This is a genomic window from Halomicrobium sp. HArcht3-1 (assembly GCF_058933345.1).
Map to the genome: position 1 here is coordinate 24,693 of NZ_JBZYDM010000007.1, position 14,502 is coordinate 39,194.

The 14,502-nt window shown below is 55.8% G+C and carries 8 protein-coding genes and 1 pseudogene; 5 read left to right on the plus strand and 4 right to left on the minus strand.

Going from position 1 to position 14,502, the window contains the following annotated elements; all coding sequences use genetic code 11:
• Positions 1–189 precede the first annotated feature (189 nt).
• The 5 genes from AC5FRW_RS12810 to AC5FRW_RS12830 all read left to right on the plus strand — a co-directional run bounded on the left by AC5FRW_RS12810 (position 190) and on the right by AC5FRW_RS12830 (position 12,005).
• Entirely contained in the window at positions 190–3,483 is a 3,294-nt protein-coding gene (locus AC5FRW_RS12810) for an ATP-binding protein (RefSeq protein ID WP_493568856.1), read from the plus strand.
• Complete coding sequence (locus AC5FRW_RS12815) at positions 3,480–4,097, plus strand: DUF7680 family protein (RefSeq protein WP_493568857.1); 618 nt, start codon at positions 3,480–3,482, stop codon at positions 4,095–4,097. Before AC5FRW_RS12810 ends, AC5FRW_RS12815 begins: the two co-directional genes overlap by 4 nt.
• Positions 4,098–4,112: 15 nt before the next feature.
• On the plus strand, positions 4,113–7,010 hold the full coding sequence (locus AC5FRW_RS12820) for a DUF1156 domain-containing protein (protein ID WP_493568858.1): 2,898 nt from the start codon (positions 4,113–4,115) through the stop codon (positions 7,008–7,010).
• Entirely contained in the window at positions 7,011–10,649 is a 3,639-nt protein-coding gene (locus AC5FRW_RS12825; protein WP_493568859.1) for a DEAD/DEAH box helicase, read from the plus strand.
• Positions 10,650–10,940: 291 nt separating this feature from the next.
• Positions 10,941–12,005, plus strand: a complete 1,065-nt coding sequence (locus AC5FRW_RS12830; protein WP_493568860.1) for an HNH endonuclease — start codon at positions 10,941–10,943, stop codon at positions 12,003–12,005.
• A gap of 458 nt (positions 12,006–12,463) precedes the next feature.
• Here AC5FRW_RS12830 and AC5FRW_RS12835 read toward each other — a convergent pair.
• The 4 genes and pseudogenes from AC5FRW_RS12835 to AC5FRW_RS12850 form a co-directional block, all read right to left on the minus strand.
• Positions 12,464–12,586: pseudogene (locus AC5FRW_RS12835) on the minus strand (alanyl-tRNA editing protein); the annotation flags it as partial.
• Between the two features lie 116 nt (positions 12,587–12,702).
• The gene (locus AC5FRW_RS12840; RefSeq protein WP_493568861.1) at positions 12,703–13,164 is read right to left on the minus strand and encodes a type II toxin-antitoxin system VapC family toxin; all 462 of its coding nucleotides are present in this window, start codon (positions 13,162–13,164) and stop codon (positions 12,703–12,705) included.
• Positions 13,157–13,432 (minus strand): AbrB/MazE/SpoVT family DNA-binding domain-containing protein, encoded by a 276-nt coding sequence (locus AC5FRW_RS12845; RefSeq protein WP_493568862.1) that lies wholly within the window; start codon positions 13,430–13,432, stop codon positions 13,157–13,159. The genes AC5FRW_RS12840 and AC5FRW_RS12845 overlap by 8 nt, the downstream gene beginning before the upstream one ends.
• 222 nt (positions 13,433–13,654) lie before the next feature.
• The gene (locus AC5FRW_RS12850; protein WP_493568863.1) at positions 13,655–14,494 is read right to left on the minus strand and encodes a DNA-binding protein; all 840 of its coding nucleotides are present in this window, start codon (positions 14,492–14,494) and stop codon (positions 13,655–13,657) included.
• Positions 14,495–14,502 lie beyond the last annotated feature (8 nt).

Consider the following 14,502-nt stretch of genomic DNA (forward strand, 5'->3'; position numbering starts at 1 on the left):
GATTACCTACTGTGCTCGAAACTCAGGGGACCGGACATTTCGTGATACAATTATGCCAATGATACGAGTACAGGACTGGATGAAAGAACAGTTAGTGGAAATGAAGGACGAAGAAGACCACACATCCCTCGATTCCGTCATCAAGACACTCCTCAAGGAACGCGCAAACGATATCACCTCTCCAAACGAATGAGCGATACGCCCACAACCACCGGCACGATGAATCGCCCACCGAGTATTTTCGATTCCTGCGAACCTCGCCAGGACGTTCTCACCGGTGAACTCGCTGAAGACCAATTCGCGGCTAGCCTCGCGGATGTCGCCCACAGCGACGACGCTCCTGATGTCTACGCTGATCCTCGACTCTTCTTCGAGAAAACCTACCCCACTAGCGGTCTGCAGGAGCTTCTCACACGTCTCGCAACCCGTTTCGTCGGCGCACATAACGGCGACTACACCGGCACGAACGGCATTCTCCGACTCGACACCAGCTTCGGTGGCGGGAAAACCCACAACCAGATCGCCGCGTATCACCTCGCAGAGTCGCCGAGCGCTGTCCCCGATCTGTCTGACTTCATCCTCGAGCAAGACATTGCGGACGAGTATACTGACGCCGCTGCACTTGGCCTCGACGTCAACTCGGCAGTCTTCGTGGGCACCCATGTCGACGCCGAGGACGCTCGCTCGAACTACGACGACCCTGACGCCCCCGCAACGAAGACGATGTGGGGGGAAATGGCCTACCAGCTGTTCGGACGGGAAGGCTACGAGTTCCTTCGCGAAAACGACGAGAACCGTACGCCTCCAGGAACAACCAAACTCGAGCGGCTCTTTGAGCGGAACGACAATCCATCGCTCATCCTCATCGACGAGATTGCCGCATATCTCGAGCAAGCTGCCGCTGTCGAAATCGGGGATTCGACGCTCGCAAAGCAGACGAATACCTTCCTGATGTCGCTGCTGTCCGCGACACAGAATAACGACAAGGTCACAGTTGTCCTCAGTATCGCGGACACCGCCTTCGCCGACCAAGCCGAAGATGTCCGTGGACTCGTCTCCGAGACCATCTCTGAGTTCAACAGTATCAGCGACCGTGTCGAGGGATCCATCACACCGACGGAGGACAATGAAATTGCGGCCGTCCTGCGCCACCGCTTGTTCGAGAGTGTCGCGGGAGATGGGCGTGATGCGACTGTTGATGCCTATATGTCCCTCTACACGGGTGATCGTGACTCGTTCCCCGACAGTGCGACTAATCCGGAGCATCAGGACCGTCTCGAAGACAGCTACCCGATTCATCCGACGGTCATCAATACACTCACTGAAGAACTGGACTCCCTCCCATCCTTCCAGCGCACTCGCGGTGCACTCAAGCTTCTCTCCCGCGCAGTCTACCGACTCTGGCAGCACCAGAGCGACTACCAAGAACGCCATTTCGTCCGTCTGTTCGATATACATCCCTCCGATGGGGACGTTCGTTCGACGCTTCTCCGGTTGTTCTCGTCGGTGGACATGGACTTCGAGGCCGCGATCAAAGCCGACATCTTCTCGGAAGATGGAACGGCGAACGCAGAGGAAGAAGACCGGAACTGGGTCAAGAACGGACATCCCCCACTCGGAACACATCTGACGACGGCGATCCTCTGGAATAGCATCGTAAAGGGAGCCGACGGTCGCGGCACTACACGCCGGCCTCTTCGGCACGCGATTGCCAACACCGAAGTCGAGCTAGCGCACTACGACGACGCGCTGAATAACCTCCTTGGAGAGGGACGTCGGTCAGCGTGTTTCTACCTGCACGGCGACAACGGTGAGAAAATCCAGTTCAAGTCAGAGGCGAACCTTACGAAACTCATCGATTCCGTCGTCGAGCAGCTACAAGACGGGCTCGCCCGTCGGCATCTCGAAGAAGCCCTCGACGAAGCGCTCGGTCAGGGTAGTCTGAACGTGATTGTCGGACCGGAGGAGCCGCACGAAATCCCGGATACGGCCGACGAAGCGCATCTGTGCGTGATGGACTTCGATACGGTCACCATCACGGATTACGAGACTGTCCCAGAGGCGATCCAAACGCTGTTCAAGAATACAGCATCGTCGAGTGGGGGGCAGAAGACACCACGAGTGTTCAAGAACAACGTCGTTTTCCTCGCAGCGAGTGCGAACGACGTGACCGACGCAAAGCGAACCGCAGAGCGCGTCGCCGCCATCAAACACATCCAGTCTAATCTCGGCGATCAATACGATCTCAACACCGAACAGCAGGACAAGCTCGGTGAGCGTCTCGATAGCGCGAAGGGAACGCTCGATCAGGACATCAAAAAGGCGTATACGCATCTCTACTTTCCGACTGGAGATGGCCTGCCCCATCGAAACGTCACGACCGACAGCACCATCCATCAGAGTGTCGTCGAGAAGCTCGATGAAGCAGGCGCGATCATCCCCGAGGGAGAGGACGCCTACGGTGTTGATTGGTTCGAGGCGACGATTTGGAACGTCGGCTCGACCTCGATGACGACGAGAGCAATCGAAGAACAGTTCGGGAAACGCCAGGATGCGGAGATTCTCCTGTCACCCATCCCACTGCGAAAGACGATCGCCCAGCTCGTCCGTGAAGACAGGTACGCCTACTGGGACGAGGAGCAGAAGACCGGGTACTACACGCCCGAGACGACGCTCACGGCAACCGATCACGAAATCGACGATGCGAAGAATCTGCACGCGGGCCTCAGCTATCAGGACGTGAAGCTCTCGCAGTCGCACACACTCTACACCTCGCTCGATGAGCTGGTCGACGACGTCGGGAGTGAGATCGACTGGGAGGAACCCGACGAAGCCGAAGAGCAAGAGGACGAGACTACTGACGACGATGATGAGGAGACTGGCGGCAGTAGCGGCGGCAGTTCAGGTGGCGATGACGAACCTGAGCCGTTCAGTAAACTCATCGAAGTTCGCACCTCTGAGCCCGCACACGTCTCTCGGGCCCTGCAGGAAATGCGGGCTGACATCGCGGATGAACTTACCAGCGCTCGCGAGGAGTACGACGGACACCCTGACCAACTGACGCCCATCGTCGAAGGCGTCTGGATCCATCTGGACGGGGCTGATGCGTGGAAAGGTGCGTGGTTCACCGCGAACAAGCTCAGCAACTCAGATGATTTCGCGGAAGACACCACAATGGACTTCGATTATGAAGCCAACGACGGAGCCGACTCGAAATCAGAGTTCGAAGTCGATTTCAATGGACGCCCGGAGGTCTTCGCAAGCCACCTCCGATTTAACATGGAGCCAGAGGATCTCGCGAATCCGGACGGCGGTCGAACCGCAGAGGCCAAGTTCGCCATCGAATTCAAAAAGGAAGACGATCGAATCTATGGGGAGATGTTCGATGCACTTGACGAACTCCTCGCTGTGGACAACGCATTCACTGTCACGATGCACACGCAAATCCGTGTGATCGAATCCAGCGAGGTGACCCAAGTATGAGCCAAGGCATCGCCGAGGGGAATTCGTTCGCCTTCACTACCGGCGCGTACGGAAATCGGACGACGTTCGTATTGACGCGTGATCGGGTCGACGACCAGCACGAAATCACGCTCTACGAGCTGGCGCCCCGTGATATCGCGACGGCTCGACGAGAACGGTTCGAGAGAGTGCAAAAAGGGGTAAGCGTCTCAGTACGTGAACTGGAGGAGGCCATTATCGGCGACCGTTCTCCGTCCGAACTCCCCGGGGCAGATGACGCGGCGTACGATTGGGATGACTGGTGTGCGATTCGTATCGCAACGTTACGCGGCGGGGCGTTCAACGAAGTCAGTTTCCTCATCGAATCGACCTTCCGTGAGCTGAGTCTTGATCCCGAAACCGTCTGTACAGGAGACCCAGCAAGCGTGAGTCTCCCCGAAGCGGCCGGTGTTCGGCTCTCGATCGCGTTCCGTGCGATGAAGCCGATGCGACGTCGAGACCGTCTCCGAGAAGTCGCAAAGGGAATCGACCAGATGAGCCTGGGTGAATGCTACTACTGGCACGCCAAGGCTCGCTCGCCGTCCTCGCCCAGCGGTACGAAAGCACTTCGCGTTCTGCTCGCCGACCACATCTAACGGGATTTCGATATTATGAGCGACTCTCACACGACATCCGAGACCGAATCAGAATCTGACGATGAGTACACCTCGTTGGCAATCGAGGGCGAACTTCCCCTGAAGGCGGTGGGGATTGAGAATCTCAAGGAAGCGAACCCGAAGCACATGCCGCCGCACCGGTACATCCACCCGTGGTTCGCTCGCCGCCCCACCCCTGCAGCTCGCCTTGCCATCCTCGGGTCAGTAATGGAGGAGGGAACGAGCGCGGATGAACTGCTGTCGCTGATGCAGATCGGGCCAGATGGTCTTGAAGAGAACATCAGCGAGTACGTTCAAAAGCGCAAGAGGAGCGAAGGAGATCGTGATGGCACGCTCGGTGAATGGTATGGCTACCCAAGGCCGTTCACACAGACCCCGACCGAAGACGAACTCGCAGACCTACATACCTCTTTGCGAGAGACCTGGGATGGTGAATTACCGACTGTTCTAGATGCGACTGCTGGTGGCGGAGTGATTCCCTTCGAGTCAATCCGCTACGACTTGCCCACCATCGCGAACGAGCTGAATCCCGTCCCGTCGGTGATTCTGAAGGTGATGTTGGAATACGCGCCGGAGGTCGGATCGCTCGAAGAAGAACTCTACCAATGGCGCGACCGGATCCAAAAGAAGGCGAGCGAGGAGCTCGACGATCTGTACCCTACGAAGCGGGATGGTCGTGAAGTGCTGGCCTCAGCCTGTACGTACCACATTCAGTGTGAGTCCTGTGCTGGGACGGTCCCGTTGGTGCCGAAGTGGTGGCTCCACAAACGTAGCGCCAGCGAAGGCGTCGCGATCAAACCCCACTACGAGAACGGAGACGTGTCGTATGAATGCGTTGAGCTCACAGAAAATTCGACTATAGATTTCGATCCATCGGATGGTCCAGTATCTCGTTCGGATGTGGAATGCCCCCACTGCGGGGTGATTACAGAATACGAAGAGACGAGAGAGCTATTGAAGAAAGGGAAGTTTGAGTATCAGATATACGGGGTTAAATACGACGATCCCCGGGGTGGATCTGGTTACCGTGCTGGCGAAGAAATCGACCAGCAAGCGCTCAAAAAGGCTGAAGAGCGTATTGAATCCGATTTCGACCTCCTGACCTTCCTCCCAGAGAAAGTTGAAGTAAGTAGCCGAATCACCGATCCAGCAACTTATGGAATGGAGGAGTGGCGAGATGTCTTTAGCCCTCGTCAGCTAGTTTCTCACTACGAATACTGTCAAGCATTTCACGAAGTAGCGGACGAAATCCGAGAACAGCACGACGAAAAGACCGCAGAAGCACTTCTCACCATTCTCACTATCGCCGCCAGTAAGATGGTTGACCGGAATTCGCGATTGTCCTCGTGGGATACGGGGAAAGGCTATCCAAATCCGATCTTCGTTGGGAGTAACTTCTCTTTCTGCCGTATCTTCTGTGACAACAACCTCGCGGCAGATACGATGGGGTACAAGGATCTATCTCGGAAGGTTATCGACTCCTACGAAGAACTAGCAGAGATGACGGCCGGTCGGAATGCTGCTGAAGTCTACTGTGGTGATGCGGCAAACCTCACAGATCAGGTTGGGACTGATGAGGTACAAGCTGCCGTTGTTGATCCGCCCTACTATGACAGCATCATGTATGCACAGCTATCTGATGTCTTCTATACGCTCCAAAAGGCCTATTTGGACGAGATACACCCGAGTCTATACGCATCTGAGCTGACAAACAAAGATGATGAGGCGGTAGCTAATGTCTCACGCTTCGAAGGATTAGAGGGGGAAAAATCGAAGAAAGAGCTCGCCAAGGACGACTATGAGAGTAAGATGTCGTCAATCTTCTCTGAACTTTATGATGTCATTGAGCCAGGCGGGGTCCTGACGATAATGTTCACACATAAAGAAACGGATGCATGGGATACACTTTCCACTTCGTTGATTGAGTCTGGGTTTACAATAACTGCGACCCATCCAATTACCAGCGAGATGCCAGTCCGAGCTGGTAAACGGGAGACTCAAAGCGCAGATAGTACAATCCTTCTCACTGGACGAAAACCTGAGACAGAAAAAGAGCGAACGGGAGAGGCAACCCTGTGGGAAGATGTTAAATCAAAGACGCGTAATGCGGCAAAAGATGCTGCGCGTGAGTTGCTGGACTCTGGGTTGAGTCTTACTAAAACAGACACTATTATCGCAGCCTTCGGTCCGACACTGCGCGTATTTGCTGATAACTATCCAGTGGTAGATAAGAAAGGAAATGAGGTCCCACCACGTGATGCCCTGACGGCTGCACGTGACGCCGTCGCCGAAGTCTTGGCTGAAAGGTATCTGGAAACGAAGGGATTCGACGAGCTCGATGGTCTTACCCGGTGGTACGTCCTCTCATGGCTAATATACGACTCTGATACGATGCCCTACGACGAAGCTCGGCAGCTTGGAATTGGCGTCGGCGTCAACATAGATGATGTCAAGCGTGATACAAAGATCTGGGGTAAAAGTAGCGGTGATGTCCAGCTCAAAACCCATAGCAACCGGGTACAGGACATCGTACGTGTTGAAAACGGAGAGGATGTCTCTAGTCGGAAATATCCGGTCGACCCGACTAGTGAACGGTTCAGCTATGGGATCGACACCGTCCACTCTGCCATCCACGTTTACGAAACCAAAGGTCCAGAAGCTGCCTGGGAGTGGCTATCCGATCGCGGCCTGAAGAATGACGAGCGATTCCGTACTACCGTCACCGCTCTCCTCGAGGTACTCCCCCCAGAACACGACACTGCGGAGTCTCTTCGAGATATCCTCTCGGGACGCACAGGCGAATACCTCGATATCGACATCAGCAACATCAATCTCAACGTTCGAGGCGAGGACGACGGAGAGAGTCAAGCAGCACTCAACGAGTTCGAATAAATGACCCTCAGGGACGTCTCGTGGGAGCCGGTGTACGAGAGCGAGTTCCGGACCAACCGGACGCTCATGGAGACGTTCTACCGGCCATTCCTCAACGAGGTCATCCGCTACGACCGGCTCGCCGGCTATCTGAGTCTGCGTAGTCTGGCGCACGCTCTCGAAGGGGTTGACTCCCTCCTCGAGACTGATGGAACAGTACGTGTCATCGCTGGAGCCGATCTCCAGAAGCGCGAGAAGGGAGCGATGTTCCCTGACGCAGATGAACCCCTCGAACCGTGGGTTGAGTCCCAACTCACCATCATCGCGACCCTCCTCGACCGCGGCGACCTCCAAATCAAGGTCGGCGACCCCAAAGGCGGTGACGGACTCTTCCACCCGAAGCTCGGCATCGGTGTCGATCGCGAGGGCAATAAGATCAGCTTCGAGGGAAGTATCAACGAGACGCTCAGTGCGTGGCAGTACAACTACGAACGCTTCAAAGTTCATCGCTCCTGGAGCCGCGGCGAGGCGAAGTACGTCGAGGAAGACGTATCGACGTTCAACGCACTCTGGAACGGCTTCCACCCCTCCGTCGATGTCTTCGAGCTCGACGAAGCTGCACGCCAGGACCTCATCGACTGGAAGGATACCGATGGAACGCTCGAGGAACACGTCGAGCGGGTCCAGAATCACGACCCCCAGACGACGGTACCCGAAGACGATACCGCTGGTGTCGTCTCGGTCGCCGGACGAACACCGGGAGGTATCCATCTCGCAGAGGATATCAGTACTGTCACCCCCTGGCCCCATCAGCGAACGATCTCCGATACCGCAGTCAGTATCTACCCGAACAACCTCCTGTTCTGTGACGAGGTGGGGCTCGGCAAAACTATAGAGGCTGGCCTGACCCTCTCACGGCTGATGCAGGTCGGAGAGGCTGAGCAAGCGCTGTTTCTGGTTCCTGCAGGGTTGGTTCAGCAGTGGCAGAACGAACTCCTCGACCGCTTCAATATCCACGCCTACTATCACGAACGATCCTACGACGGCGATTACATGATCGGCCCTCTCGGAGACGCAGAGGATCACCGCATACCCACATCCGGAGCGGTCGACGCCGACACGTGGGAGAACACGCCGATTGGTTCGTTCGTTACGGAGAGAGATGAGCCAACCGTCGTGATCGAGTCGTGGCATACCGCCCGCCGCGAGGGTAATCAGGAACACGTCGCTCCACGCACCGACGAGAGTGTGTGGGATCTCACGGTCGTCGACGAGGCACACAGTGCTCGCGAGGAGACGAAACTCTACGACCTGCTCGGACAGGCCGAAGAGGCCTCCCGGTGTCTCTACGCTCTCACGGCGACGCCCATGCAGCTGAATGTTGGCGAGCTCTACGATCTCCTTCGACTATGTGATCTCCCAGAGGGTTGGGACGACAAGGACCGATTCGTTGAGTTCTTCGAAACACGGCAAGCACTCGAAGATAGTCTCAGTTCCGTCGGCTCTCGGTATCAGAATATAGCCGATGGACAGCAACAGGTTCTCCAACAGTTCCAGAAAGAGCTCGATCTGGAGGAGGACGAAGGCCGACCGAGAATTGAACGGTTCGGGAAACTCATTCACGAACATCTCACGTCGAATCCCGGCTACGACGAGCAGGCGAAGGCGCTAGTCGAGGCGACGGACACGGAGTCAATTCAACAGCGGAAAGCCCTCGAGAAACTCGTCGGCGTGCGCGAAACCTCACCTCGCTTTGACGATCCTCGCTCGCTCATTTTCGACTGTGGGCCAACGGAGTGGAGCGCACTTGTGGAAGCTTCTCAGTGGGCGACACCGGTTCAGTCCCGCATCTTCCGGAATACTCGAGCGGTCTTGGAGCAGTGTCAGGATCTGGGGCTCCTCGACGATACGGTTCCGACTCGGGATGTCGAGACAAAACGTATCGAGCTGGGTGACGCAGCCCCGCTGTACGATCAGGTAGAGCAGTATATTGATGAGACGTATAAGCAGTCGCAGAAAGTCCTGACGGGGAAGGAGAAGCTCGCGTTGGGCTTCGTGATGACCACGTATCGTCAACGCCTGACGAGCAGTCTCCACGCCATCAAGCAGAGCCTCCAGCGCCGGATGGAGAAGCTCGACGAGAAGGTTGAGGACATGACCGAGGAAGTCTCCGAGCTTAGTAGGGACGCCGGAGTGACGGAGGCGACCATCGACGAGGCGATCGGCCAAGCGTCCCTCGACGCCTATCAGCCGAGTAGTCGTGGTGCCGCCGACGTGATTCAGGCGGAGCGGACGGCCCTCCAAGAGTTCGTGGACGATCTCAGGCAAGCCCACACCGACCCGAAGGTAGCGCAGCTGCGCCGCGACATTCGCTCACTCCGTCAGAGCGCCCGTGATAACATTATCATCTTCACGCAGTATCACGATACCCTCGAGCATATCCGTGAGACCCTGACAGACACGCATCCGAACGTCGGTACGTACAGTGGTGGTGGCGGGATGCAATACGACGAAACATCCGGAGAGTGGGTGAACGTCGGTAAAGAGGCGATCAAGCGCGATTTCACTGACGGGGACACCAATATCCTGATCTGTACAGACAGCGCGAGTGAGGGGTTGAACCTCCAGACTGCAGATGCGCTGATCAATTTCGATCTGCCGTGGAATCCGATGCGGGTTGAACAACGCATCGGTCGAATCGACCGGATTGGCCAGAAGAACGAGGTCGTGAAAATCATCAACTACGCCTACAAGGACAGCATCGACGGCGACATCTACGAAGAACTGGAGGGGCGGTTGCAGCTGTTCGAGAACGTGGTTGGGCCTATGCGTCCGGTACTGAACAGTATCGAGCAGGACATCAAAGACGCCGTTATGGGCAGTTCCGGGTCGGAGGCTGCCAGAGAACCCAGTGAGCAAGTTGTCGAAGAAGCGGACTCACGGGCAAAACGTGCTCAGGCGAAAGCCGAGAAGACTGGGCTAGCAGGTGAGCCAGAAGAGGTATCGACGAAAGAGGCGATAATCGAGAGTTCCGGACTTGACGGGTGGGAACCCTATTGCTATCCTGCATTCGATGAGATCGGGACCGGTGATCGGTCGTATGAACCGTTGGTGAGCTTGGAGACGATCGAGACACAGCTTACGCAAAGTGACCGCCTCGAAGAGACAGAATGGTCGTTTACTGCCCTCCGGAACCATGCCCGCGCCGACGACTTCGAAGATATCGTCGACGATGCATACGTTTTGGAGCTGCCAGAGGAGAATGCAGTAGCAATGCCGGAGTCGCTCGGAGAGACAGCTCAGGCAGAGCTTGGAGGGGGTAGCGGTGTTGTTGTGACTTTCAAGCCAGAGATTGCTGAGCGGTTCCCGTCGATTCGGCTGCTTCTACTTGGCGATCCACTATTTGAAGTGCTCGTCCGCGAAGCTGCTCCAGCAGAAGTCGATAATGTGGAGTTCGTCTGTGGTCAGCGTGGAGAGAGTGGGTCCTCTGTTACTCGAAGTAGTCAGGTTGCCGAAGCCAAACAAGCGGCTGTTGTAGAACCAGCAGTAACGAGTGAGAGTGTGAAGAATCTCCTTGGTGGGACGAACTCAATCTCAGATGTTGACGATGCTGAGCAAACAGTCCTAAATTGGCTGTCCCAGCTTCCACCAGCTGAGTAGGGGGAATACTAGCTATCTATACAAGATGGAGATCACCCCCCAGAAGTTCCCGAGATCAAACATTTGCAACAACAAAACCAAAGAGATATCACCAGAATTAGAGTTGCGATCATAGCGCCGGGTTGATTGTTTAGGTCATAGTGTTGTTTATCGGCATACAATCAAGTTAGGCTCTCGTCATGGTAGTTCTCTAAAATTAGAATCCCAACAGGGATGATGAGAGAATACAGCATTGGTGGAGGACAGAAGAGGTATTATGAGTGAATACTCACCTATAGTTTCACCTGCTGAATGATCCGGATCACACGCGAAGAGGTCACGGGAAACCTACATCCCGAGCCGTTCTATGACTTCCAGGTTGAGGCCATTGGGCGCATCGCTTCCCACTTTGACCTACCCATTTCGACTGCTATTGAGTGGAAGACCAAGCTTGGCGATCTCGAAACGCTGACGCGGACATTAGGAGCAAACGCACCCGATAGAGAACGATACCTCAGCCTCCTTCGTCGGCGAGAGTGGGTCCCTTATGAGCGCGAAGCCCTCCTTCGCTCTCGGACAGTTCCCGCCCACAAGTGGCTCGGCGACAAGGCCGAGAAATTCACCGTTGAGAGCGATGGCGATGGTCAACCAGAGATCCGCAACGAAGAGGGAACATGGCACTACTCAACTAGTGCAAGCCTGGATGGGTCTATGTCCTCGTGGTACGCTGAGCATCACGAAAACGACCCTGAGAAGCAGGACCGTGTTGCGTTCCTCAAGCGTCTAGAACGGATCGATTCCATCGTCCGAAAGTACACCCGTCGCTATGACTCAGCGTGGATCTCGCTAGCCAGAGAAGAGCAATCGGTTCGACGGGAATTGACGGCTCTCTACCGCGATGTTGCAGGCCATCCTTACGAAGAAGACCGGAAGAAAGACGTGGTCAAGCGACTCAAAGAGGACTTTCCGTATCTCCGACTGGACAACCGTTTCACGGCACGTGTCGCCGATTGCTCTGCCAGTTACGCTCGGCGAATTACCTACTCGTCCGAGCGGGGAGCGGAGAGCCGCCGGGCACCTCCAGCACTCAAGCGGGAGGTCCGTGAGCGTGACGACGGCGAGTGCGTCGTTTGTGGGGCCGAGGGAACGGTCGTCCACCATGTCATCCCATACGGGCAGGGTGGGCCACATAAGAAAGAAAACCTCGCTGTACTCTGTGATAGGCACCACGAGTATGCCCATGGCCGAGGGAAGGAGCAGGGTGACGGCTCCTATAATACGGTCGAATACGATTCACGCGAAGAGTTCTGGAATGTCTGGATTGACGCTAACTTCGATGGCTACGAACTCTATCGAGAGAGACGTGAGAGCGAATAAGAGTCCGCCAATCCAGGGGAACAATCGACGTTTACGGACTTCTAACCTTCTTCGGCCTCTTCTCGGCATCCGGTTTCTAGATTTGGTTGACCAGATCAGTGTCAACTCTCGCCTCTCTGTCGTCATCCAGTAGCGACGATGCACACCTCCAGAGGGATGCTCTAAGGGACTCTTCTGCAGTCAGAGCTGCGCACAGATCCTCTGAATCTCGCCAATATACCAAGCCACCGGCCGTCAAGATACATCTTAGACAAAGCTCACTAACTCCTACGCGTCAATCCCTCCTGATACACTAATGTACTCAAAGGTTGATTGGCCTTTGAGATTATACTATCAGACTCTTGGTGTGGGGTGGCCAAATGCTCAGAGGGCCCTTTGAGGAGCGCGCGTTCGATAGGATTATTTTGCCGACCTTGGCTGTAGAGTTTGGCAGTTCTATTGGTAGATAACTGAGTGACCTACGGCTCAACCAGTTCGAATTCGATTCGCTCGACGTCAGCACCTTTCGAGACTCGATTGATGATGTCGATCCCACCGATCTCGCCCAGTCGGTCGACGTGAGTGCCACCACAGGGACACATTTGACCACCGTCGTGTCCTCGATTTTCAAGCACTCCTCCACACACACCTCGTCATAGTCAAACGAGGCAATAGCGTTGAATCAATTGAGATCCGCCTGTAGACCCTGTCAGAGATCTCAGTATCCAAGATACTCATTCAGGGTCGCAAATTCGTCGCGTGAGAGGATTACTGTCGCATCGACATCGTCGAGTCGATGGAAATCGTCGTCGATCGTCAGAATCGTCGCTGCACCTTCTTCCCGTGCGACTTGGGCGTAGTATCCATCCCACCCATCGATATTCACGTTCCCTGCCAGTTCGAACCCATCTCGAACAGTTGCTTCGGGCATGTTCTCGTACCAGTGGACTCGCGTGGCATCCATGAATCGATCCATCAACGCCGTCGCATCCTCGTTGGAGAATCCATAGACAGCTGTGAGGACGTGGTGCGCGCCGATGAGGGAAGCATACGGGACAATCGCATCGATCTCCCCTGCAATGGCCTGACGGACATACGACAGTGCTGTCTCACTGACTGGCGTTCCAGCGTGTGCCAGCGCGGTCACACCAACGTCGAAGAGATATGGCCCGTCACTCATCGCCCATCTCGTTGGCCTGTCGCCGAATCGTCGTCACGTGGTCTTTCGCCTGTGGGCCAAGATCCTCGAAAGAAGTCTGTTGACCTTTCGTTGCGTCCGTAATGAGGGCTTCCAGATCGGTGATGATTGCGTCGGGATCGTCCTCTGGCTCGACGACAGCGTGACCATCTTGCTCGCGAATCTCGACTTCGCTTCCAGGTGTAATACCCAGTCGCTCTCGGACATCCTGTGGAAGGACAATCCGGCCTTTCGAATCCACTTTAGTCATATTCCCACATTTGGTGGGATCGTGTATAAGCATTGCTCCGAGCGTACGATGGCACGGAACAAGGTCTGGTTGATTGTCCATCAACTGGTGGTATACCTCTGGGCGCGCGATGAATCGCCACTGTCTGGCGAGAACGCGCGAGGGGCGTCCGAATGCAGTGAGGACGACGGCTGGGGAGGGGCCGGCGTACAATAAAAAGGAATGCGAGTGACTATCCTACCACTACTGCTCGCGATCGTCGAATCTGACCTCCGACCAGCCCGTCAGTGCGACTGAACACCGCCCTTCGTACCAGCTCTTGGCCACATTCCGTAGCAACACCTGTTCACCCTCCTCGACGATCGGCGCGTCCGACCGAACCCAACTCGTGAATTTCGTCCGACCACTCTCGTCGGCGATCAACCCCACCTGCTGAATCGCTGGATGCTTGGGTTCCCATAGTACCTCAACGACCCCGCTAATGCTCACCTCGCCTCTCGGCACATCCTCGATCCGATCGATCGGCACAACCGCCCCGTCGCTCATCCACTCTGCCTCCATCATCTCGACCGACGCATCCACGATATCCCCAGTACGTCCAACCCTCTCAGCTAATCGCCGACTGATCGCCGCCGTCGTCGGCCCGCCTTTCAACCGCTCTTTGATTCGCACTGCCTGCTTGTTCACGCCCGCCAATTCCTTCCGACCCATCTGCGCTCTTGGATCCACCGCATCTGGATCGCGCCACTGATCCACGCTCGCTGCTCGCTTCTCGAACCTCCGCCCTCGTTCTTGACTTCCCTGCTCTGCCACGTCTTTCGTCCGTGCTTCCCGATCACTCTCTTGGCGTCGATCCCACCGCACTCTCGTTCGCCCGAGTTCCATCTCTCTCGCTTCCAACTTCTCCTCTGCCTCAAGCGTCAGACCACGACCAACCGCCTCGTGGTGATTCGTATCGACCTTCCCCTGGATCTCCTGTTCAACCGACCCTCGGAGCTCGGGTTCATCTACTGCCTCCGTGTCCTGTTCAACCGTCTGTTCATCATGCGAAACTTCATATCGAATCGAATGCTCAATGCTCATTGCAGGTT

Bases quoted from the DNA above. Each gene is read 5' to 3' on its own strand.
- AC5FRW_RS12810 (WP_493568856.1), top strand. From the start codon at position 190: ATGAGCGATACGCCCACAACCACCGGCACGATGAATCGCCCACCGAGT.
- AC5FRW_RS12815 (WP_493568857.1), top strand. From the start codon at position 3,480: ATGAGCCAAGGCATCGCCGAGGGGAATTCGTTCGCCTTCACTACCGGC.
- AC5FRW_RS12820 (WP_493568858.1), top strand. From the start codon at position 4,113: ATGAGCGACTCTCACACGACATCCGAGACCGAATCAGAATCTGACGAT.
- AC5FRW_RS12825 (WP_493568859.1), top strand. From the start codon at position 7,011: ATGACCCTCAGGGACGTCTCGTGGGAGCCGGTGTACGAGAGCGAGTTC.
- AC5FRW_RS12830 (WP_493568860.1), top strand. From the start codon at position 10,941: ATGATCCGGATCACACGCGAAGAGGTCACGGGAAACCTACATCCCGAG.
- AC5FRW_RS12840 (WP_493568861.1), bottom strand. From the start codon at position 13,164: ATGAGTGACGGGCCATATCTCTTCGACGTTGGTGTGACCGCGCTGGCA.
- AC5FRW_RS12845 (WP_493568862.1), bottom strand. From the start codon at position 13,432: ATGACTAAAGTGGATTCGAAAGGCCGGATTGTCCTTCCACAGGATGTC.
- AC5FRW_RS12850 (WP_493568863.1), bottom strand. From the start codon at position 14,494: ATGAGCATTGAGCATTCGATTCGATATGAAGTTTCGCATGATGAACAG.